Source organism: Dactylosporangium sp. NPDC048998, from assembly GCF_043197855.1.
Classification (GTDB): Bacteria; Actinomycetota; Actinomycetes; order Mycobacteriales; family Micromonosporaceae; genus Dactylosporangium.
Genome location: NZ_JBICTV010000010.1, coordinates 121,372 through 141,800, shown reverse-complemented (window position 1 = coordinate 141,800; position 20,429 = coordinate 121,372). Strand labels below are relative to the sequence as shown.

Annotated in this window: 21 protein-coding genes; 10 read left to right on the top strand and 11 right to left on the bottom strand. The window is 72.4% G+C overall.

Annotated elements, in window-relative coordinates; translation table 11 throughout:
- Positions 1-108: 108 nt before the first annotated feature.
- Positions 109-792, top strand: a complete 684-nt coding sequence (locus ACGFI8_RS23895; protein WP_392808036.1) for a GntR family transcriptional regulator — start codon at positions 109-111, stop codon at positions 790-792.
- Positions 793-887: 95 nt separating this feature from the next.
- Here ACGFI8_RS23895 and ACGFI8_RS23890 read toward each other — a convergent pair whose 3' ends face one another.
- Positions 888-1,691 (bottom strand): DUF2127 domain-containing protein, encoded by an 804-nt coding sequence (locus ACGFI8_RS23890; RefSeq protein WP_392808035.1) that lies wholly within the window; start codon positions 1,689-1,691, stop codon positions 888-890.
- 49 nt (positions 1,692-1,740) lie between these two features.
- Entirely contained in the window at positions 1,741-2,583 is an 843-nt protein-coding gene (locus tag ACGFI8_RS23885) for a phosphatase PAP2 family protein (RefSeq protein WP_392808034.1), read from the bottom strand.
- Positions 2,584-2,689: 106 nt separating this feature from the next.
- On the opposite strand from ACGFI8_RS23885, the gene ACGFI8_RS23880 reads away from it, so the two are divergent.
- Positions 2,690-3,484: a maleylpyruvate isomerase family mycothiol-dependent enzyme gene (locus ACGFI8_RS23880; RefSeq protein WP_392808032.1), complete on the top strand. Its 795-nt coding sequence runs from the start codon at positions 2,690-2,692 to the stop codon at positions 3,482-3,484.
- Between the two features lie 293 nt (positions 3,485-3,777).
- On the opposite strand, the gene ACGFI8_RS23875 is transcribed toward ACGFI8_RS23880, so the two are convergent.
- Positions 3,778-4,038, bottom strand: coding sequence for a hypothetical protein (locus ACGFI8_RS23875; RefSeq protein WP_392808030.1), 261 nt, complete (start codon positions 4,036-4,038; stop codon positions 3,778-3,780).
- Between the two features lie 66 nt (positions 4,039-4,104).
- Between ACGFI8_RS23875 and ACGFI8_RS23870 the strand changes: the two genes are divergently transcribed.
- Positions 4,105-4,545, top strand: coding sequence for a DUF309 domain-containing protein (locus ACGFI8_RS23870; RefSeq protein WP_392808029.1), 441 nt, complete (start codon positions 4,105-4,107; stop codon positions 4,543-4,545).
- Here ACGFI8_RS23870 and ACGFI8_RS23865 read toward each other — a convergent pair.
- Genes ACGFI8_RS23865 through ACGFI8_RS23855 form a run of 3 tightly spaced genes read right to left on the bottom strand, consistent with a single transcriptional unit; the run spans position 4,535 to position 6,143 of the window.
- Positions 4,535-5,491, bottom strand: coding sequence for an NAD(P)-dependent alcohol dehydrogenase (locus ACGFI8_RS23865; protein WP_392808028.1), 957 nt, complete (start codon positions 5,489-5,491; stop codon positions 4,535-4,537). The two genes, ACGFI8_RS23870 and ACGFI8_RS23865, sit on opposite strands and share 11 nt — an antisense overlap.
- Positions 5,491-5,712 (bottom strand): helix-turn-helix transcriptional regulator, encoded by a 222-nt coding sequence (locus ACGFI8_RS23860; RefSeq protein WP_392808026.1) that lies wholly within the window; start codon positions 5,710-5,712, stop codon positions 5,491-5,493. The genes ACGFI8_RS23865 and ACGFI8_RS23860 overlap by 1 nt, the downstream gene beginning before the upstream one ends.
- Positions 5,713-5,714: 2 nt before the next feature.
- Entirely contained in the window at positions 5,715-6,143 is a 429-nt protein-coding gene (locus ACGFI8_RS23855) for a hypothetical protein (RefSeq protein WP_392808024.1), read from the bottom strand.
- Positions 6,144-6,278: 135 nt separating this feature from the next.
- On the opposite strand from ACGFI8_RS23855, the gene ACGFI8_RS23850 reads away from it, so the two are divergent.
- Entirely contained in the window at positions 6,279-6,608 is a 330-nt protein-coding gene (locus ACGFI8_RS23850) for an STAS domain-containing protein (protein ID WP_392808023.1), read from the top strand.
- Between the two features lie 50 nt (positions 6,609-6,658).
- Here the strand turns inward: ACGFI8_RS23850 and ACGFI8_RS23845 are convergent, their stop codons facing one another.
- Complete coding sequence (locus ACGFI8_RS23845) at positions 6,659-6,877, bottom strand: hypothetical protein (protein ID WP_392808021.1); 219 nt, start codon at positions 6,875-6,877, stop codon at positions 6,659-6,661.
- A 122-nt stretch (positions 6,878-6,999) separates the two neighbouring features.
- On the opposite strand from ACGFI8_RS23845, the gene paaK reads away from it, so the two are divergent.
- A complete protein-coding gene (gene paaK, locus ACGFI8_RS23840) occupies positions 7,000-8,298 on the top strand; it encodes a phenylacetate--CoA ligase PaaK (RefSeq protein WP_392808019.1) in 1,299 nt (432 codons plus the stop codon).
- A 28-nt stretch (positions 8,299-8,326) separates the two neighbouring features.
- Here the strand turns inward: paaK and ACGFI8_RS23835 are convergent, their stop codons facing one another.
- Complete coding sequence (locus tag ACGFI8_RS23835) at positions 8,327-9,736, bottom strand: GH1 family beta-glucosidase (protein ID WP_392808018.1); 1,410 nt, start codon at positions 9,734-9,736, stop codon at positions 8,327-8,329.
- 326 nt (positions 9,737-10,062) lie between these two features.
- Between ACGFI8_RS23835 and ACGFI8_RS23830 the strand changes: the two genes are divergently transcribed.
- The 4 genes from ACGFI8_RS23830 to ACGFI8_RS23815 all read left to right on the top strand — a co-directional run bounded on the left by ACGFI8_RS23830 (position 10,063) and on the right by ACGFI8_RS23815 (position 16,632).
- Positions 10,063-13,536 carry a discoidin domain-containing protein gene (locus ACGFI8_RS23830; protein ID WP_392808016.1) on the top strand — a complete coding sequence of 1,158 codons (3,474 nt, stop codon included), beginning with the start codon at positions 10,063-10,065 and terminating at the stop codon, positions 13,534-13,536.
- A 76-nt stretch (positions 13,537-13,612) separates the two neighbouring features.
- Positions 13,613-14,647, top strand: a complete 1,035-nt coding sequence (locus ACGFI8_RS23825; RefSeq protein ID WP_392808014.1) for a LacI family DNA-binding transcriptional regulator — start codon at positions 13,613-13,615, stop codon at positions 14,645-14,647.
- Positions 14,648-14,681: 34 nt separating this feature from the next.
- On the top strand, positions 14,682-15,548 hold the full coding sequence (locus tag ACGFI8_RS23820) for an aminoglycoside phosphotransferase family protein (RefSeq protein WP_392808013.1): 867 nt from the start codon (positions 14,682-14,684) through the stop codon (positions 15,546-15,548).
- 523 nt (positions 15,549-16,071) lie between these two features.
- Complete coding sequence (locus tag ACGFI8_RS23815; RefSeq protein ID WP_392808011.1) at positions 16,072-16,632, top strand: DUF305 domain-containing protein; 561 nt, start codon at positions 16,072-16,074, stop codon at positions 16,630-16,632.
- 105 nt (positions 16,633-16,737) lie between these two features.
- On the opposite strand, the gene ACGFI8_RS23810 is transcribed toward ACGFI8_RS23815, so the two are convergent.
- Complete coding sequence (locus tag ACGFI8_RS23810) at positions 16,738-17,958, bottom strand: MFS transporter (RefSeq protein WP_392808010.1); 1,221 nt, start codon at positions 17,956-17,958, stop codon at positions 16,738-16,740.
- Between the two features lie 82 nt (positions 17,959-18,040).
- Here ACGFI8_RS23810 and ACGFI8_RS23805 point away from each other — a divergent pair, with 82 nt between their 5' ends.
- On the top strand, positions 18,041-18,922 hold the full coding sequence (locus ACGFI8_RS23805) for a LysR family transcriptional regulator (RefSeq protein WP_392808008.1): 882 nt from the start codon (positions 18,041-18,043) through the stop codon (positions 18,920-18,922).
- A gap of 45 nt (positions 18,923-18,967) precedes the next feature.
- Here ACGFI8_RS23805 and ACGFI8_RS23800 read toward each other — a convergent pair whose 3' ends face one another.
- Both ACGFI8_RS23800 and ACGFI8_RS23795 read right to left on the bottom strand, forming a co-directional pair.
- Positions 18,968-19,957, bottom strand: a complete 990-nt coding sequence (locus tag ACGFI8_RS23800; RefSeq protein WP_392808006.1) for an NAD-dependent epimerase/dehydratase family protein — start codon at positions 19,955-19,957, stop codon at positions 18,968-18,970.
- Between the two features lies 1 nt (position 19,958).
- Positions 19,959-20,402, bottom strand: a complete 444-nt coding sequence (locus ACGFI8_RS23795) for a cold-shock protein (RefSeq protein WP_392808004.1) — start codon at positions 20,400-20,402, stop codon at positions 19,959-19,961.
- Positions 20,403-20,429 lie beyond the last annotated feature (27 nt).

Below are 20,429 nucleotides of genomic sequence, written 5' to 3'. Positions count from 1 at the left end.
CCCCCGTTCACCTCGGCCGCACCACCGGTAACGGATCGGCGATCGTATATGATGCGCATCGTATATGATTGTGGGCCCGCCCGGACCCTGTCAAGAGCGGATGTGCACGTGCACCCTGAGCCCTCCAAGCACGAGATCGCGTACCGCGAGATCCGTGAACGCATCGTCGACGGGCGATACGGGCCGGGGCACCGGCTCGTGCTGAGCAGCCTTGCCCGGGAGCTGGACATCAGCCCGGTGCCGGTGCGCGAGGCCATCCGCCGGCTGGAGGCGGAGGGCCTGGTCCACTTCGAGCGCAACGTCGGCGCCCGGGTGGCGAAGCTGCAGGACGACGAGTGGGAGCAACTCGTCGAGATGCTGGCGCTGCTGGACGGCTTCGCGTTCGCGGCGGCCGCGCCGCGGATCACGCCCCCGGATCTGGCGGAGGCGCGGGGGCTCAACGCCTCGCTGCGGGAGGCCGCGTCGACGGAGCAGATGGACCACGGGGCGGTGATGCTGCTGCACCGCCGGTTCCACCGGGCGCTGTACCGCTGCTGCGGCAACCGCTACGTGATCGAGTCGCTGGACGGGATCTGGGACCGCATCGACGCGTCCCGGGTGCTCATGACGCTCTACCCGGCGCTGCGGCTGTCGACGGCCGTGGACGAGCACGACGCGCTGCTGGACCGGCTGGAGCGGGGCGAGGACGACGCGGGAGTGCTGGAGGCGTGCGCGCGCGAGCACAACCTGAACGCGATCCGCACGATCCGCAAGAACGTCGGCACCGAGGTGCCGTCGGCGTCAGAACAATAAGAAGACCGGCATCCACGGGGGAAGATGCCGGTCTCGCGTTCAACTATACGACGCCGTCACGTCTCCCGCCAGTGGCAGTTTCCATGACGGTTGTGTCACCGGATGCCGGCGGGCACCTTCGGGTTGCGCAGGCCCCTGGGCAGAGTCGGCTCGCTGGCGGCGAGCTCCACCTCCAGGAAGCTCGTCTCGTGGCGCTCGGCCTCGTACGCGGCGTGCCCGCCGCGCAGGCCGAAGAGCCGCTTGGAGAGCAGGATGTACAGCACCGCCGCGATGTTGATCACCAGCGCGCCGACCCGGGTGACGGTGATCTTCTCCATGATCTCGTAGATCTCGATCGGCAGGCCGAGCGAGGTGGCGACGACGGCGAAGTACTCGCCCCAGCGCTTGAGCAGCCACAGGCCGACGCCCTCGACGAGTTGCAACGTGCCGTAGAGCGCCAGGCCGGCGGCGACCCAGAGCAGGGTCTTGGACTCGGCCTCGATGACGGTCCGGATGGTGTGGATCATCGCGGAGTCCTCGAACTTCCAGCCGACCTTGTCCATGAACGGCTTGAGCAGCGGCAGGTCCTCGTTGAAGGCCCGCTCGACGCCGTCGCGGTGGCTGCGGAAGCGGAACACGCCGTATGCGGCGGCGAGGCAGAGCAGGCCCTTGATGAACCGCTCGAGGGACAGCAGCCGCAGGATCAGCGCGTCGCGCAGGGCGCGGCCGCGCAGCACGATCGGCGCCCGCTCGGCGGGGCCGGTCCGCTGCGGCTCGCCGATGACGAAGTCCCCGCACCGCAGGCAGCGCCACGCGGGGCCGACCGGGGTGGTGGCGTGCAGCTTCTCGCGGAACATGTCCTCGGTGGGTGCGTAGGTCACGTGTCCGCGGCGCGCGCAGGTGCGTAGGTTCCAATCCACGCGACCTTGATACCGCATCGGCGCCACCGGCGCGCCGTTCACGTCGGCTTTACGGCTTCGCCGGTTGCACGCCGCCCTCGGCCGTGTGGACGATCACCGCGGCGGTGTTCACGACCGCCTCCCGCGTCCCGTCTCCGGTGCGGCGCACCTGCACCGGCACGGAGGGGGACGGGTGCTCCTGCCGGCTGGTGGCCACGAGCAGGACGCCCACCAGGATGGCGGCGACCACGCCGTCGAGCCAGTAGTGGTTGGCGGTGCCGGCGACGACGAGCATGGTGACGAGCGGATGGGCCAGCCACAGCCAGCGCCATCGGCTCCGGGTCGCGTGGATGAGCCCGGCCGCGATGACGAGCGCCCAGCCGACGTGCAGCGACGGCATGGCCGCGTACTGGTTGCTCAACGTGTCGGTCTGCGGCGGGCCGTAGACCGACGGGCCGTAGGCGGCGGCGGTGTCGATCAGGCCGAGGCCCCTGATCATCCGCGGCGGCGCGAGCGGGAACACGAAGTGGATCGCCAGCCCGATCGCGGTGAGCCAGGCCAGGATCCGCCGGAACCGAATGTAGTGTTCGGGCCGGAACCAGTACATGAAGACCAGGAACGCGATCGTGGCGGGGAAGTGCACGACGGCGTAGAAGACGTTCGCGGCCCGCACGAGGGCCTCGGCGCTGAGCAGCACGTGCTGGACGGAGTCCTCGTCCGGCAGGCGCAGCGCCCGTTCGATCTGCCAGATCAGGTCGGCGTCGGCGAAGGCGGCGCCCACGCGGCCGTCGACGGCGAGCCGCCCGATCTTGTACGCCAGGAACAGCCCGAGTACCAGCAGCAGCTCGGTCCAGGCGCGGGGCCGTAACCGTGTGGTGCGCTCGCGTTCACCTATCCCAGCCCCCGCGTTCACCAAGCGAAGCTACCTGATGTTGCGGTACCGGCAATATTGCTGATTGGGCACCCATTGCGTGTCGTGCGTCACCGGTTTGTTTATGCTTCAAATTTTAGGGGGTTTCATGAGCACTCGGGCCGATCTCACGATCGCCGCCCTGCGCCAGGGCCACGACGACCTGTCCACGCTGGTCGCCGGCCTGACCGCGGACCAGTTGACCGGGCCGTCGGCGGCCAGTGAGTGGGACGTGTCGCAGGTGATCAGCCACCTGGGCAGCGGCGCCGAGATCAACCTGGAGGCCGTCCGGGCGTCCCTGGAGGGCCGGCCGGCCCCGGACTTCGATTTCAACAAGGGCGTCTGGGCCCGCTGGGACGGCATGACGCCGCAGGAGCGGCAGGAGGCATTCCCCGAGGCCAACCGGCGCCTCGTGGAGGCGTACGAGGCGTTCACGCCGCAGCAGCGCGCCTCGCACCGCATCGACGTCGGCTGGATGCCGGAGCCGGTCGACGTGGCCACCTCGGCGCTGCTGCGGCTGAGCGAGTTCGCGTACCACGACTGGGACGTCCGGGTCGCGTTCGACCCGTCGGCGGTGCTCGCGCCGGAGGCGGCCGCGCTCCTCACCGAGCGGATCGAGGGCCTGCTCGGCTGGATCGCCAAGCCCGCCAACCTGGACGGGCGCACCGCGGACCTGCTCGTGCGGCTCACCGACACCGGCGAGACCCTCGGTCTGCACCTGGCCGACCCGGTGGCGCTCACCGCCGAGGCGCCGGCCGCGCCCGACGGCGAGCTGTCGCTGACCCTGGAGGCGTGGCTGCGGCTGGCCGCCGGGCGCCTCAAGCCGGAGTACACCCCGGCGGACGTGCAGATCTCGGGACCGATCACGCTGGACGACCTGCGCGCGGTCTTCCCCGGCTACTGACCGGCGGGGTACCGCGGGCCGGGTCGATGGCTGCCCGGCCCGCGGCACCGCCGCGGTCATCGCTGCTTGGCCGAAGGCGCCCGCCCGCAACCGGGACGCCAGGGGCGCGAAGCGCAGGCAAAAAGTGCCGCGAAGCGGCGTGGACCTGGACTCGCCCGCGCCGAAGGCGCCCGCAGGAAAGAGCAACCGGGACGCCAGGGGCGCGAAGCGCCCGCCAAGAGTGGGAGCGAAGCGAGCATGGGGGGTGTGGGGTGGGAACCCCCCACCGATGCTCGAGCGAAGCGAGAGCCAGGCTAGCTAAGAGGCCGGCGCAGCGAGTACGTGACGGCGTGCAGCCGGTGCGGCTGGCCGATGATCATCGCGGCGCGGTCGTATGCCTGCCAGCCCTCCGCGCCCGCGCGGTTGAGGTGGCGCAGGTCGTTGAACCGTTCGTCCGTGCCCCAGCGTTGCACCCCGCCGGGGTGGTGGAACACGGCGTCCCAGTCCTCGAACTTGTCCGTGCCCAGCGTGCCCGCCGCACGGTATTCCAGTCGCGCGTATTCCCATTGCGTCACGCGGTCCATCATGCCTGACATCGAGCTACTCCACCGTCACGGATTTACGTGAAGTACGGTCGGAGGGTGGATCGCGACAGGGACCGGGACGCGGCCGGAAGGGCCCGCAGCGCGCGCCCGCGTGACGAGCTCGGGCGGCCGCTGCCCCGCGGAGCGGCCGGCGTGCCGACGATGCCCGACGACCTGACGGTGACCCCGGACGAGGCCCTCGAGCAGGCCCAGCGGCTGCTCGACGAGGGCCGGCCGTTCCACGCGCACGAGGTGCTCGAGGCCGCCTGGAAGGCCGCGCCCGACGCCGAGCGGGAGCTGTGGCGGGGGCTGGCGCAGCTCGCCGTCGGGCTGACACACGCCGGGCGCGGCAACGCGGCGGGTGCGGCCCGGCTGCTGGAGCGGGCGGCGCTGCGCATCGAGGCGTATCGGGATGACCCGCCGCACGGCATCGACGTGGCCGGGCTGGTCGCGTTCGTGGCGCAGCGCCGGGAGGGGCCGCCGCGGCTCAGATCGTAAGCGCGAGCTTGCCCCGCACGCGCCCGGAGCGCAGGCAGGCGATCGCCTCGTTCGCCTGATCGAGCGGGAAGGTGCGGTCGATCGCCGGGGACACGCGGCCGTCGTCCATCATCGCGCGCAGCGTCTCCAGGGGCTCCGGCCCGACCTTGGCCATCAGCCCGGTCAGCCGCTGGCGGGTGAACGCGCCGAGCAGCCCGGCCCGAAGCTGCCGGTCGCTGCCCTGCAGCCACCGCCCGCCGCCCTCGGCGCCGACGATGACCAGCGTCCCGGCCGGGGTGAGCAGCCGGCGCAGGGCCCGCAGCGGCCGGGCGCCGCCGGTGTCGAGGACGAGGTCCCAGCGCCCTTGCGGCTCCTGGCGGGCGTAGTCCACGACGTGCGCCGCACCGAGCGAGCGGACCAGGCCCGCCTTCGCCGCCGAGCACACGCCGGTGACCTCGGCGCCGAGGGCGACGGCGATCTGCACCGCGAACGTGCCGACCGCCCCGCCGGCGCCGAGCACCAGCACCCGCTGCCCGGCCCGCAGTCGCCCCGCGTCGCGCAGGCCCTGCAGCGCCGCGACCCCGGACGAGGCGACGGTCGCGGCCTGCTCGAACGAGACGCGGGCCGGCTTGCGGGCCAGCCGCCGCTCGTCCGATGCGGCGAACTGCGCGAACGCGCCGTCGCACGCGCCGAACACCTCGTCGCCGAGGCGCAGCCCGGTGACCCCCGGGCCGACCGCGGCCACCACGCCGGCGACGTCGAGGCCGGGCACCGGGAGCTTCGGGCGGCGCAGCCCGAACCCGGCGAGGCGGACCGCATACGGCAGGCCGGTCACCACGTGCCACACGCCCTGGTCCACCCCGGCCGCGCGCACCCGCACGAGCACGCCCCCGGCGCCGATCGCCGGCTCGGGCACGTCGCGCGGCTCCAGCGGCGCGGCGTACTCCTCCCGGACCATCGCTCTCATCAGGACTCCTCCGGATATTGAAAGACTTCTTCGAGCCGTACGGCGAAGACGCGCGCGATCAGGAACGCCGTCTCCAGCGTGGGGGAGTAGCGCCCCTGCTCGATCGCGATGACGGTCTGCCGGGTCACGCCGATGCGCTCGGCCAGCTCCGCCTGGGTCATCTCCGCGTGGGCGAAGCGCAGCGCCCGGATCGAGTTGGTGACGCGGGTCGGCTTGCCCACGCCTAGAGCCCCCGCCGGTACGCGATGATCTTCACGACCGACGAGACGAGCGCGGAGAGCGCGATCGCCAGGTACAGCGAGTTGGCGATCCAGAAGTACGGCGCCTCGCGCATCGCCAGCACGAGCGGCACCACGGCCCCGATGCTGACCACGTAGTAGCCGGCGTACTCCCCGAGCCGGCCGATGGCCCGGTCCCGCTCGTCGCCGGCCCGCGCCTCCCGTGACGCCCCGGACGCCCCGGACGCCGCGACCGTCCCGGCCGCGATGTTGAGCACGATCGCGACGCCGACGGCGACGAGCAGCGGCACGACGTAGTGACTGGTGGCGAGCCCGGCCGCGGGCGCCCGCACGAGCAGCGTCGCGACGTAGGCGACGGGCACGACGAGGGCGACGATCGCGTAGATCCAGGCCCGCTTCTCGAGATAGGACATCGACCCACTCCATGTAAAAGATCCTTGACATCCTCGAAGGTAAAGCTGATCGGACATCGTGTCAAGAATTCTTTACTTGGCGGTCCGTCATGCCCCCGCCCCGGAGCCGCCGCCGATGACGGCTACGGTCTACGGGTGGCGTTCACGATCGACACGGTCGGCGGGCATGGCGTGGTGCGGGCCGAGGGCGAGCTCGACGTCGGGACCGCGGCGCAGCTGCGCGAGGCGGTCGGAGCCGCACAGGACGCACACCCCGGGCTCGTCGTCGACCTCTCCGCCGTCACGTTCATGGACTCGGTGACGCTCGGCGTGCTCATCGGGGCGTACAACCGGGCCCGGGAGACCGGCGGCGGGCTCGCGGTGGTGTGCACCGACGAGCGGGTCCGCCGGGTGTTCCGCATTACCGGGCTGGACAAGGTGTTCGCGCTCTTCGACACCGTCGAGGCGGCCGTCGCGGCGCTATGACGGCGCGTCGAGCTCCGGCGCCGGCGGGTGCCGCACCTCGCGCGTCCGCGTTAGGTCAGGTCGAGCGCCCGGGCGTTGCGCTGCTCCCGCAGGATCGCGTCGATCTCGGCGATCTGCTCCTCGGTGTGCCGGCCCAGGATCAGGTCCAGCTCCAGGCGCTCGGCCGGAGTCTGGTACGCGGCGATCTCGCGGGCCAGCCGGCGGCGTGCGCGGCGGGCCTCGACGCGCTCGGCGACGGTGGCGCGCAGGCGGCGGGTTGCGGTCTCCATGTTCGTGTACTCCTTCGTCGTTGGCTTCCGGTGCTACTGTATCGATTCAGAAAGATCATCTCTGACCAATGCGCGGTGACGGCCGGCACGCACCGGCTGAGCTGCGGGTGCAGGATGTTGGTGTGCGCGATGTCACCCCCGCCCCGGGCACCCTGGAACCGATCGAGACCGCCTCCCGCGACGAGCTGGCCGCCCTGCAGCTCGCCCGCCTACGGGCCACGCTGCGCACCGCCTACGCCAACGTCCCGCACTACCGGGCCGCGTTCGACGCGGCGGGCGTGGCGCCGGACGACCTGACGGACCTGTCGGACATCTCGCGGTTTCCCATGACCACGAAGGACGACCTGCGGGCCAACTACCCGTTCGGCATGTTCGCCGTGCCGCGCGAGCGCATTCGTCGCCTGCACGCCTCCTCCGGTACCACGGGCCGGCCCACCGTCGCGGGCTACACGGCGGCCGACATCGAAACGTGGGCCGGCCTGATGGCCCGCTCGATCCGGGCCTCCGGCGGCCGCCCCGGCGACGTCGTGCACGTCGCCTACGGATACGGCCTGTTCACCGGCGGCCTCGGTGCCCACTACGGCGCCGAGCGCCTCGGCTGCACGGTCGTGCCCGTCTCCGGCGGCATGACCGAGCGTCAGGTGACACTGATCCGCGACTTCCGCCCGGACGTCATCATGGTGACCCCGTCCTACCTGCTCGCGATCGTCGACGAGATGGTCCGCCAGGGCCTCGACCCGCGCGAGACGTCGCTGCAGGTCGGCATCCTCGGCGCCGAGCCGTGGACGGAGGACATGCGCGCCGAGATCGAGCGGCGCCTCGACATGCACGCCGTCGACGTCTACGGCCTGTCCGAGGTGATGGGCCCCGGCGTGGCCAACGAGTGCGCCGAGACCAAGGACGGCCTGACGATCTGGGAGGACCACTTCTACCCCGAGATCGTCGACCCGGACACCGGCGCGGTAATGCCCGACGGCGAGCGCGGCGAGCTGGTCCTCACGTCGCTGACCAAGGAGGCGATGCCCGTCATCCGGTACCGCACCCGCGACCTGACCCGCCTGCTGCCCGGCACCGCCCGCACGATGCGCCGCATGGAGAAGGTGACCGGCCGCAGCGACGACATGATGATCGTCCGCGGCGTCAACGTGTTCCCGACCCAGATCGAGGAGTTGCTGCTGCGCGAGCCCGCCCTGGCCCCGCACTTCCAGTGCGTGCTGTCGCGCCACGACCGCCTCGACGTGCTGACGGTACGCACGGAACGCCGCCCCGACGCCACGCCGGAGGCCGCCGCCGCGGCGGCCGCGGCCCTGGAGCACGCCGCGAAGGGCTCGATCGGCGTGACGCTGCGCGTGCAGGTGCTGGAGCCGGGCGCGGTGGAGCGCTCGGTCGGCAAGATGCGCCGCGTCCTCGATGAACGCTGACGAGCGCTGACCGGCGCCCCGCCCCGGCTCAGGTCAGCGGCGGGTCGATGGCGTTGCGGGCGATGGCCTCGGAGTACCAGCGGCCGCTCGCCTTCACCGTGCGCCCCAGCGTCGCGTAGTCGACGTGGATCAGGCCGAAGCGGCGGCTGAAGCCGAACGCCCACTCGAAGTTGTCCAGCAGCGACCACACGAAGTAGCCGCGCAGGTCGACGCCGGCGGTGATGGCCTCGTGCACCGCGGCCAGGTGGGCGCGCAGGTAGCCGATGCGCTCCGGGTCGTCGATGCCGCCGTCGGGGCCGACGCTGTCGTCGTACGCCGCACCGTTCTCGGTGACGTAGATCGGGCGGTCGCCGTAGTCCCGGCGGATGCGCAGCAGCAGGTCGCGCAGCCCGGTCGGGTCCACCGACCAGCCCATGTGGGTCACCGGGCCGGGCGTGGGGTGGAACTGCACGGCCTGGGCGGTGGGATACGGCGTGGCGTGGTCGAGCCGGCCCTCCGGCGCGGCGCTGACCAGGTCGGGCTGGTAGTAGTTCACGCACACGCCGTCGATCGGCGCGGCGATCACGGGCAGGTCGGCGGGGCGCACGAAATGCCAGTCGGTCAGCTCGCGGGTGTCCTCGATGGTGTCGGCCGGATACGCGCCCCGCAGGATCGGGTCGAAGAAGATGCGGTTGAGCAGGCCGTCGATGCGGCGCGCGGCGTCGGCGTCGGCCGGGTCGGCGGTCAGCGGGCGTACCGCGCCGGCGTTGAGCGCCACCGAAACCTGCCCGGCGACCCCCGCTGCGCGCAGCGCGGCGACGCCGAGGCCGTGCGCGAGCAGCAGGTGGTGGGTCGCGGTGAGCGCGCCGACGTGGCCGCGCCGGCCGGGGGCGTGCCCGCCCGTGCCGTACCCGAGGAACGCCGAGCACCACGGCTCGTTGAGCGTGTTCCACATCGCGACCCGGTCGCCGAGGCGGGCGGCGACGGCCGCGGCGTAGTCGCCGAAGCGCAGCGCGGTCTCGCGGTTGGTCCAGCCGCCCGCGTCCTCGAGCTCCTGGGGGAGGTCCCAGTGGTACAGCGTGGCGACTGGTCGCACGCCCGCGGCGAGCAGCTCGTCGACGAGCCGGTCGTAGAAGTCCAGGCCGGCCTCGTTCACGCCGGCGCCGCCGGCCGGGCGGATCCGCGGCCACGCGACCGAGAACCGGTACGCCGACAGGCCGAGCTCCGCCATGAGCCGCACGTCGTCGCGGTACCGCAGGTAGTGCCCGGTGGAGGTGGCGCCCGTGTCGCCGTTGTCGATCCGGCCCGGCTGCGCGGCGAAGGTGTCCCAGATCGACGGGGTGCGGCCGTCGGCGTCCACCGAGCCCTCGATCTGGTAGGCGGCCGTGGCGGCGCCCCACCAGAAGTTCGTGGGAAAGGTCAGCCGGCCCTGCGTGGCCTGGACCGCCGTCGTGCTCACACGTATCACCCCGTGTCGAAGTCATCACCCTGTGGATACGCTTGGAGAGCGCTCTCCAAACCGTGTGACCAGACTGCGACGTGGCGTGGCCGGGTGTCAAGGTCCTGTCAGCTAGCCTGGCTCTCGCTTCGCTCGAGCATCGGTGGGGGTTCCCACCCCACACCCCCCATGCCCGCTTCGCGGGCACTTCTTGACCGAATGTGGGCCGGGCTGGCAAACAGCCAAACACTTGACACGGCCGAAAGTGCCGGACAACACTGCGACCAATCGGAGAGCGCTCTCCAAACCGCCGCCGCGCCTCCTCACACCCCAGCAAGGAGCCTCTCGTGCATCCGGCGCACACGTCCGCCCCCACCTGGCGGAAACTGCTCAGTTCGCGATGGCGCATCGCCCTTGTGGCCGTCGTCGTCGCCGCCGTCGCCGTCGTGGTCGCGCCGTTCGCGCGCGCCGCCGACGGCCTGATCTCGCAAGGCAAACCGGTCACGGCCTCGTCGGTGCAGTCCGCCGACCTGGCGGCCAGCAACGTCAACGACGGCAACGACGGGACCCGCTGGGGCAGCCAGTGGAGCGACCCGCAGTGGATCCGCATCGACCTCGGCGCGACCGCCACGATCAGCCAGGTCACGCTGCAGTGGGAGGGCGCCTACGGCAAGGCCTTCCAGATCCAGACGTCGGCCGACGACCAGAACTGGACCGACATCTACAGCACCACGACCGGCACCGGCGGCACGCAGACGCTGAACGTGTCGGGCAGCGGGCGCTACGTGCGCATGTACGGCACCGCCCGCGGCAGCGGGTACGGCTACTCGCTGTACGAGTTCAAGGTCTACGGCTCGTTCAGCGGCGGCGGCGGCAACCCGTCGTCGGGCGCCTGCGGCACGACGAACGTCGCGCAGGGCAAGCCGGCCACCGCCTCCTCGTCGGAGGGCGCCGGCACCGCCGCGAGCTACGCCTTCGACGGCGACGCGAACACCCGGTGGGGCAGCCAGTTCAGCGACCCGCAGTGGATCCAGGTCGACCTCGGCTCGACCCAGTCGATCTGCCAGGTGGTCCTGCAATGGGAGGCGGCCTACGCCAAGGCCTTCCAGATCCAGACGTCGACCAACGGCACCAGCTGGACCGACATCTACAGCACCACGACCGGCACCGGCGGCACGCAGACGCTGAACGTGTCGGGCAGCGGGCGCTACGTGCGCATGTACGGCACGGCCCGCATCGGCGGGTACGGCTACTCGCTGTGGGAGTTCAAGGTCTTCACCAGCAGCGGCCCGACGCAGTCGGCCTCGCCCACCGCGTCGCCGACCCCGTCGACCTCCCCGACGCAGGAGCCGGGCTGGACGACCGTGTGGACCGACACCTTCGACGGCGCCGCGAACACCTCGCCGTCGGCCGCGAACTGGATCCTGCGCACCGGCACCCAGTTCCCCGGCGGCGCCGCCAACTGGGGGACAGGCGAGGTGGAGACCGCCAGCAACAGCACCGCCAACGTGTACCTCGACGGCGCCGGCAACCTGAACATCAAGGCGATCCGCGACGGCGCGGGCAACTGGACCTCGGGCCGCCTGGAGACCCAGCGCACCGACTTCCAGGCCGGGCCGGGCGAGCAGGTCAAGTTCACCGCGCTGATCAAGCAGCCCGACGTCGCCAACGGCGCCGGCTACTGGCCGGGCTTCCGGGCCACCGGTGCGGCGTACCGCGGCAACTTCAACAACTGGCCCGGTGTCGGCGAGACCGACATCATGACCGACGTCAACGGCCGCAGCCAGCTGGCGCAGACCCTGCACTGCGGCACCGCGCCCGACGGGCCGTGCGGCGAGTACAACGGCCGCAGCTCCGGCCTGGCCAGCTGCACCGGCTGCCAGACCGGCTACCACGAGTACACCCAGGTCATCGACCGGACCAAGACGGACGAGGAGATCCGCTTCTACCTCGACGGCAAGCAGTCGTGGGTCGTGCGGGAGAGCCAGGTCGGCGTGACCGCGTGGAACGCGGCCGTGCACCACGGCTTCTACCTGCGCCTGGACCTGTCCATCGGCGGCTCGCTGCCCAACGCGATCGCCGGCTTCACCACCCCGACGCCCAACACCACCTCCGGCGGCGTGCTCGCCGTCGACTCGGTCACCGTGTCGAAGGCGACCGGTACCACCCCTGCCGCGATGACCGACCCGGCGACGCCGGCCGGCCCGAGCGTGGTCAAGGTGACCGGCAGCCAGGGCAACTGGCAGCTGCAGGTCAACGGCCAGCCGTGGGAGGTCCGCGGCCTGACCTACGGCCCGCCGCAGGGCGCCGCCGACGGGTACATGCGCGACCTGAAGAACATGGGCGTCAACACGGTGCGCACCTGGGGCGTCGACGACGCGCAGACCCCGGAGCTGCTCAACCGCGCCGCCCAGCAGGGCATCAAGGTGATCGTCGGGCACTGGCTCAACCAGGGTGCGGACTACGTCAACGACACCGCGTACAAGAACAACACCAAGACCGAGATCGTCAACCGGGTCAACGCCCTGAAGAACAACCCGGGCGTGCTCATGTGGGACGTCGGCAACGAGGTCATCCTCACCATGCAGGACCACGGCCTGTCCGCCGCCGACGTCGAGGCCCGCCGGGTCGCGTACGCCAAGTACGTGGACGAGCTGGCCGTGGCCATCCACGCCGCCGACCCGAACCACCCGGTCACCTCGACTGACGCCTACACCGGCGCGTGGCCGTACTACAAGGCGAACTCGCCGCACCTGGACCTGCTGGCCGTGAACTCCTACGGCGCGATCGGCAACGTCAAGCAGGACTGGATCAACGGCGGGTACACCAAGCCGTACGTGGTCACCGAGGCCGGCCCGTCCGGCGAGTGGGAGGTCCCCAACGACGTCAACGGCGTGCCGACCGAGCCGACCGACCTGCAGAAGCGCGACGGCTACACGGCCAGCTGGAACGCCATCAAGTCGCACCCGGGCGTGGCGCTCGGCGCGACCGAGTTCCACTACGGCCTGGAGAACGACTTCGGCGGCGTGTGGCTCAACACCTACGGTGGCGGCTGGCGGCGGCTCGGCTACGGGGCGCTGAAGCAGGCGTACACCGGCTCCCCGCTGGCCAACACCGCGCCGCAGATCACCTCGATGACGGTCAGCAACCAGACCGCGGTGCCGGCGGCCAGCCAGTTCACCGTCAACGTCGCCGCCAGCGACCCCGACGGCGACACCATCCGCTACAACCTCATGGCCAGCGACAAGTACATCACCGGCGGCACCGGCCTGCGCAACCTGAACTTCACGCAGAACGGCACCACGTTCACGGTGACCGCGCCGGAGACGCTCGGCGTGTGGAAGATCTACGTGTACGCGTTCGACGGCCAGGGCAACGTCGGCATCGAGACCCGCTCGTTCCGGGTCGTCGCGCCGTCGATCCCCGGCACGAACATCGCGCTGAACAAGCCGACGACCGCGTCGAGCTACCAGCCGACCGGCGCCAACGGCCCGCAGCTGCCCTCGTACGCCACCGACGGCAACTACGGCACCCGCTGGGCCAGCGAGTGGGTCGACACCGCGTGGATCACGGTGGACCTCGGCAGTAAGCAGACCTTCAACAAGGTGTTCCTGGCCTGGGAGGCGGCGTACGCCAAGAGCTACCAGATCCAGACGTCCGACGACAACGCCAACTGGACGACGATCTACTCGACCACGGCCGGCGACGGCGGGTTCGACGACATCAACGTCAACGGCAACGCGCGGTACGTGCGGATGAATGGGCAGGTCCGGGCCACTACGTACGGATATTCCCTCTGGGAGTTCGGCGTATACCGGTAAGCATTTCGACGAGGAAGCGCTCTCTGGGAGTTTTGCCCGGAGAGCGCTTTCCGGCGTCGTGCTATAAAAGCGCGTGATGAGCGAAAAACGGCGACCGACCCTCGAAGACGTTGCTGAGGCCGCGGGCGTATCCCGGGCCACCGTCTCCCGGGTCATCAACGGCGTACGCAACGTCGACCCCAAGCTGCACGAGATCGTGTGGCAGGCCGTCGACGCGACCGGCTACGTGCCGAACCGGGCCGCCCGATCGCTCGTCACGCGCCGCAGCGGTACCGTGGCGCTGGTCGTCTCCGACGCGGTGTCGCACGATGACGACCCGTTCATGCGCCGGTTCTTCGCCGACCCGTTCTTCGGCCGCATCGTCGGCGGCGTGATGAGCGTCCTGCGGCCGAAGGGCATTCAGCTGGCGTTGCAGATCGTCGGCACCCAGGAGGCCCGCACCCGGCTCGTCGGCGACCTCGGCCAGGGTCAGGCCGACGGGGCCGTGGTCCTGTCGCTGCACCCCGACGACACGCTGCCGCAGCAGCTGTGCGACGCCGGCGTCGCCGCCGCGCTCGTCGGGCGCCCCGCACAGCCGGTGCCGATCTCGTACGTCGACCTGGCCAACGACGCCGGCGGCGCCCTGGCCGCCGAGCACCTGATCGGCCGCGGCTGCGCCCGCCTCGGCATGATCACCGGGCCGGCGCACGTGCCCGCCTCGCAGGACCGCCTTACCGGCTTCCGCCAGGCCCTGGCCCGGCACGGGCACGCCTGGTTCCCCACGGTGGAGGGCGGCTTCACCTACGAGTCCGGCGAGTCGGCGATGCTCACGCTGATGTCGCAGTACTCCGGCCTGGACGGCGTGTTCGTGGCCAACGACCTCATGGCCCAGGGCGCGCTGATGGCCCTGCGCACGCGCAACGTTCGGGTGCCCGACGACATCGCGGTGATCGGCTTCGACGACAGCAGCGCGGCGCTGGACGCGCGGCCGCAGCTGACCACGGTGCGCCACCCGCTCGAGGACATGGCCGCGGAGACGACGCGGCTGGTCCTGGCCCGCATCGACGACCCGGCGCTGCGCGTGGAGTCGGTCATCTTCGACCCGAAGCTGGTGGTACGCCAGTCCGCGTAGCCCTGGATTTCGTGGATGTTGGCATGCTGTGTTGGTGGAAGCCGACATCGACGTGGACGCCGCCCTGGTGCGCCGACTGATCCTGGAGCAGCACCCCGATCTCGACGGCCCGCTGTCGCCGGTCGCGACGGGCTGGGACAACGCCATCTTCCGCCTCGGTGCCGACCTGGCCGTGCGCCTGCCGCACCGCCGGGTCGCCGCCGAGCTGGTGTACCGCGAACAGCGCTGGCTGCCGCAGCTCGCCGCGGTGCTGCCGGTGCCGGTCCCGGTGCCCGTGCGGGTGGGCGTGCCGTCGGCGAGCTTCCCGTTCCCGTGGAGCATCACGCCGTGGCTGACCGGCACCGTCGTCGCCGCCTGCCCGGTCGCGCCGCGCGCCGCGTTCGCCGAGCAGCTGGCCGGGTTTCTCACGGCGCTGCACGTGCCCGCGCCCGCCGCCGCGCCGCCGAACCCGGTGCGCGGCGTGCCGCTGTCCACCCGCGCGGAGGCGATGGCCGAGCGCTTCGCCACCGGGCGCGTGCCCGCCGGCCTGCGGGGGCTGTGGGACGAGCTCGTGGCGGTACCGTTCTGGGCCGGGCCGCCGCTGTGGGTGCACGGCGACCCGCACCCCGGCAACCTGCTCGCTGGCCCCGACGGGCGGCTCGCCGCGGTACTGGACTTCGGCGACCTCACCTCGGGCGACCCGGCCACCGACCTCGCCGCCGCGTGGCTGGTCTTCGACGCCCCGGCGCGGGCCGCGTTCCGTGCGGCGCTGGGCTCCGGCCTCGGCCGCGACGAGGCGACCTGGCAGCGGGCGCGCGGCTGGGCGCTGAACATCGGCGCCGCCATCGCCGCCGACGCGACGTGCCCCCCGGAGATGGCCGCGATCGCCGAGCACACCCTGCGCGAGGTGCGTCTGGGGTGAGGGGCGCTCGTTCCGGAGAGCGCTCTCCCATGATCTCGCCCGACGGCCCCGCGCAACGCCCTCCCCGCCGTTGACAGGGCTCCGGCCAGGCGGGAGACTGGCGGTACGGAGAGCGCTCTCCAAAGGGTCGGGTGCCGGCGGAGCGCGCTGTCCGGGGCGGCCAGCTCAGCGGGTCAACGGGCTTGACGGGGGCTGACTGAGGCGCCCGGCCGGTGGCGTACGAGCCATGGTCGTTCGGGTTGGTCACCAGGCGGGGGCTGCCCGGGCGTCCCGGTGTCTCCGGGCGGGGACACCCGCCGCGCCGGGCCGGGCGCGGCGTCCGGGCCGGGTATCGAGCGGTATCGGACGCTCCGCATGCGTCGTGGCGGTGACCGGGTTGGGGTCCCCGCCACCGGGCGCGGCCGCGCGAGTGGTCGCACCCCGCGCCGACCTTGCGGCTGCGGCGGTCCGCTCCGGGCTCTGGGCGCCCGGGACCGCCGCAGCCGCAGGATCCGCGTACCGCCGCCGGAAGGGGCTCACCGCCATGCGACGCCTGCCGAACCCGCTGCTACCGCTCGCCGCCGTCCTGGCCCTCGCCGCGGGCTGCGCCGCGCCCGCCACCGTGCAACACCCCGCGCCGCCCGCCTCCGTCGCTGCCGCCGCGGGTGACTTCGGCGGTACCGATCTTGCCTGGGTCGAGCTGATGATCCCGATGGACGAGCAACTGCTGCCGGTGCTCGATCTGCTACGGCAGCGGGCGTCCGACCCGGCGCTGGTCGCGCTCGCCGGGGAGCTGCGCGGGGTGTACGACGGGGAGTTGCCCCGGCTGCGCGCCCTCTCCGACCAGGCCGGCCTGCCCAAGGACAACCCGCACAAGGGCCACAAGATGCCGGGCCTCGTCGACGCCGACCGGCTGGCCGCGCTGCGGGCCGGCTCGGGGGCGGAGTTCGAGCGGCAGGCCGTCGACTGCCTGCGGGAGCACCTCGACCAGCTGGCCAGGCTCGCGGCCTCCGAGATCGCCAACGGCACCAGCCCGGCGGTGAAGGCCCTGGCGCAGCAGGTCGCCGAGACCCGCGGCGGCGCGAGCGCCCGCCTCCCGAAGTAACCGGCCGACTGCCGCGCTCCCCGGCCTTCGCCGGAACCGACGCATAACCGAAATATTGGATATGTCCGTCAAGAAGTGGCGGACATATCCGGAAACGCCGCGCGTTCAGGGGCGGAGCAGGGGCCGGCTCACCGCGGCGGCCACGGCCACGATCGCGGCGGCGAAGCCCAGCAGTGCCACCGGCGCGCTGACCAGCTGGGTCAACACGCCCAGGCCGAGGACCGGGACGGCCAGGCCGAGGTACCCGCCGAGGAACAGGCCGGCCAGGGCCTCGCCGCGGATCGCGGGCGGTGCCAGGTCGACCACGGTGGAGACCGCGCCCTTGAGCAGGGCGCCCGCGCCGGCGCCGGCCAGCACGCCGCCTGCCAGGAACGCGGGCAGGGACTCGGCCCACACCGCGGCGGTGAGCGTCGCCAGGCCGAGCGCGATCAGGGTCAGGCCCGCGGCCAGCTGGTCGCGCGTGCGGCGGCGGCGCAGCAGCACCTGGGCGAGCGCGCCGGTGCCGAAGACCAGCGACGCCACAGCGCCGGCCAGGGCGCGCGACGGGTGGTGCAGCGTGCCGGCGACGAACGCGGGCGCCAGGGAGGTGAACAGGCCCAGGACCGACAGCGACGCGAAGGCGCCGGTGGCCGCGGCGAAGTACCGCGGGCGCGTCGCGGCCGGGACGCCCACGCGCTGCGGGCGGTAGCGGCGCGACCGCACCGCGACCGTCTCCGGCACGAGCGACACGGCCAGCGCGGCGACGAGCAGCAGGCCCAGGAAGACCAGGTACGGCGTGCGCAGCGGCGCCGACACGTACTGCGCCAGCAGGCCCGACGTGATCGGGCCCAGCGCGAAGCCGCCCAGGTTGGCCACGGTCGCGACGAGGTCGCCGCGGGCGCGGCCGGCGCCGGGGCGGGCGGCGGCGTGCAGCTCGGAGAGGTGCGCGGTCGCCGTCGCCGTGATCATGCCGATGCCGAGGCCGGACAGGACGCGGGCGACGATCACCACGCCGAGCGACGTCGAGGTCAGGAACAGCGTCGCCGAGACCGCCTCCAGCAGCACCGCCGGGAGCAGCACGCGGCGGCGGCCCAGCCAGTCCGACACGTGGCCGGCGAGGAACAGGCTGACGATCACGCCGAACGCGTACGCGGCGAACGCGACGGTCACGGCGATCGTCGAGTACCCGTCGTGGCGCTGGTACAGCGCCCAGAGCGGCGTCGGCACGACCGTGAACGCCAGGGACACGGCGAATGCGAGCGCGATCGCCCAGAAGCCCTGCTCGTGGCTGAGCCGGCGGTCGCGGGCGGCCCGCGGGGCCGCCGGGCGGGACAGGACGGTGGTCATTGCGCCACTGTGCCGCGCCGGCATCAGCACCGACAACGAATCTTCGTGCTGGGCAGCATCACGAAATGCGATGATGTGCCCCATGGAGCTGCGGCATCTGGTGTACTTCGTGACCGTCGCCGAGGAGCGGAACTTCACGAGGGCGGCGCAGCGGCTGCGCGTGGTGCAGTCGGGGGTCTCCGCCGCCGTCCGCGCCCTGGAGCGCGAGCTCGGCGCACCGCTGTTCGAGCGCAGCTCGCAGCGGGTCGTCCTCACCGACGCGGGCGCCGCCCTGCTGCCGGCCGCCCGCGCCACCATCGACGCCGCCCAGGCCGCCCGTGACGCCGTCGCCGAGGTCCGCGGCGGCCTGCGCGGCGAGCTGCGCATCGGCACGCTGATCTCGGTCGGCTTCGTCGACCTGCCCGGCCTGCTGGGCCGCTTCCGCGCCGAGCACCCGGCCGTCGACCTGCGCCTGCGCGCGGCCCCGACCGGCTCCGCGGGCCTGGCCGCCGACCTGCTCGACGGCGAGCTCGACGTGGCGTTCCTGTCGCTGTCCGGCCGCGTGCCGACCGGCCTGTCGGTGCGCACCCTGGCCGCCGAGCCGATCGTCGCGGTGCTGCCGGCCGCCCACCCGCTCGCCGGCCGCCCCCGGCTGACCCTCGCCGACCTCGCCGACGAGCCGTTCGTCGACTCGCCGCCCGGGTACGGCAACCGCACCGAGGTCGACCGGGGCTTCGCCGCCGCAGGCCTGAGCCGCCGCGTGGCCCTGGAGGTCGCCGACATCGCCACCGTCCGGCAGTACGTCCGGGAGGGCCTCGGCGTGGCCCTCATCCCGCGCTTCTCGGTCTCCGAGGAGCCGGGCCTGCGGGTGCTGCCGGTCGACGCCCGGCTGCGCTGGACCTTCGCCGTCGCCACCGCGTCGGCCCGCCGCCCCAGCGCCGCCCTGCGCGCCCTGCTGGACCTCGTCGACGCCTACCGCCGCTGACCGGCCGCCGCCGCCACATCCTTCAGCACCGCCTTGACCGTCGGCTCAGCCCAATCGCCAGCGGGCGACAAGATCGTCCATGACCTTGTCCAGGCGCTCGTCGACGACCTGGCGGGCCGGGTCCTCGTCGAACCAGGCGACGATCTCGCGGGCGCCGTGGTGGAACGGGATCGTGGCCACGTAGTCCGGGACGAGGGCCTTGACCTTCGCGTTGTCGAAGACCATCGAGTGGGCCTTGTCGCCCAGCAGGCCCGCGCCCCACTCCGCGTCGGCGGCCGCGATCGCGTCCGACGGGACGTGGACGATCTTCGCGGTGGTGCCCAGCGCGACGGCGAGGTGCTCGGCGATCTGGTTCCAGGTCAGCACGTCGTCGCTCGTGATCTGGAAGACGTCGCCGACCGCGCGGGGGTGGCCCAGCAGCGGCACGAACGCGCGGGCGAAGTCCTCGTGGTGGGTCAGCGTCCACAGCGAGGTGCCGTCGCCGTGCACCACGATCTCCTTGCCGGCGCGCATGCGGGCCGGGACCGTCCAGCCGCCGTCGAACGGCACGAGGGTGCGGTCGTACGTGTGCGACGGGCGCACGATCGTGGCGGGGAAGCCCTTGTCGCGGTACGCCGTGACGAGGAGGTCCTCGCAGGCGATCTTGTCGCGGCTGTACTTCCAGAACGGGTTGCGCAGCGGCGAGGACTCCACGACCGGCAGGCGGGCCGGCGGGGTCTGATACGCCGACGCGGAGCTGATGAAGACGTATTGCCCGGTGCGGCCGCGGAACAGCTCGATGTCGGCGTGGACGTGGTCGGTGGTGAAGGCGACCCAGTCGACGACGGCGTCGAAGGTGTGCCCGGCGATCGCCTCGCGGACCGAGGCGGCGTCGCGGATGTCGGCGCGCAGGACCTTGGCGCCCTCCGGCAGCGGCCGGTGGTTCGACTCGCCGCGGTTGAGCACGTGCAGGTCGATGCCGCGCTCGACGGCCAGGCGCGAGCACGCGGAGCTGATGATGCCGCTGCCGCCGATGAACAGGACCTTCAACGCCATGTCAGCTCTCCACCCAGCCGTGGCTGCGGGCGAAGCTGACCAGGTGCTGGCGGGCCTGGGCGATCTGGCCGCCGGTCAGCGACGGCACGTGCTGGATCAGCAGCTCGGTCACCTCGGCGGTGAACTCGCGGCTGGACAGCACGTCGCACAGGCCGTCGTCTTCCCCGGACGAGCCGGCCGCCGCCGCGGTCACCGGCGCGAACGGGGAGGCAGTGGCCCGGGAGTGCTCGCGGCGGGCCGAGATGTCGAGGATGCGCACGGTCGAGACCTTCAGGCCGCGCTCGCCCTCCTCCACCTCGTATTCGACCCGCATGCCGGGGTGCACGAGATGGCGCTGCTCGCCGAAGTCGTTGGCGTGGACGAACACGTCCTCACCGCCGGCGTTCGGCGCGATGAAACCATAACCACGAACCTCGTCGAACCGCAGAATCCGGCCCGTCTCCACCGCGAACCACCACCCACCAAGAAAAAA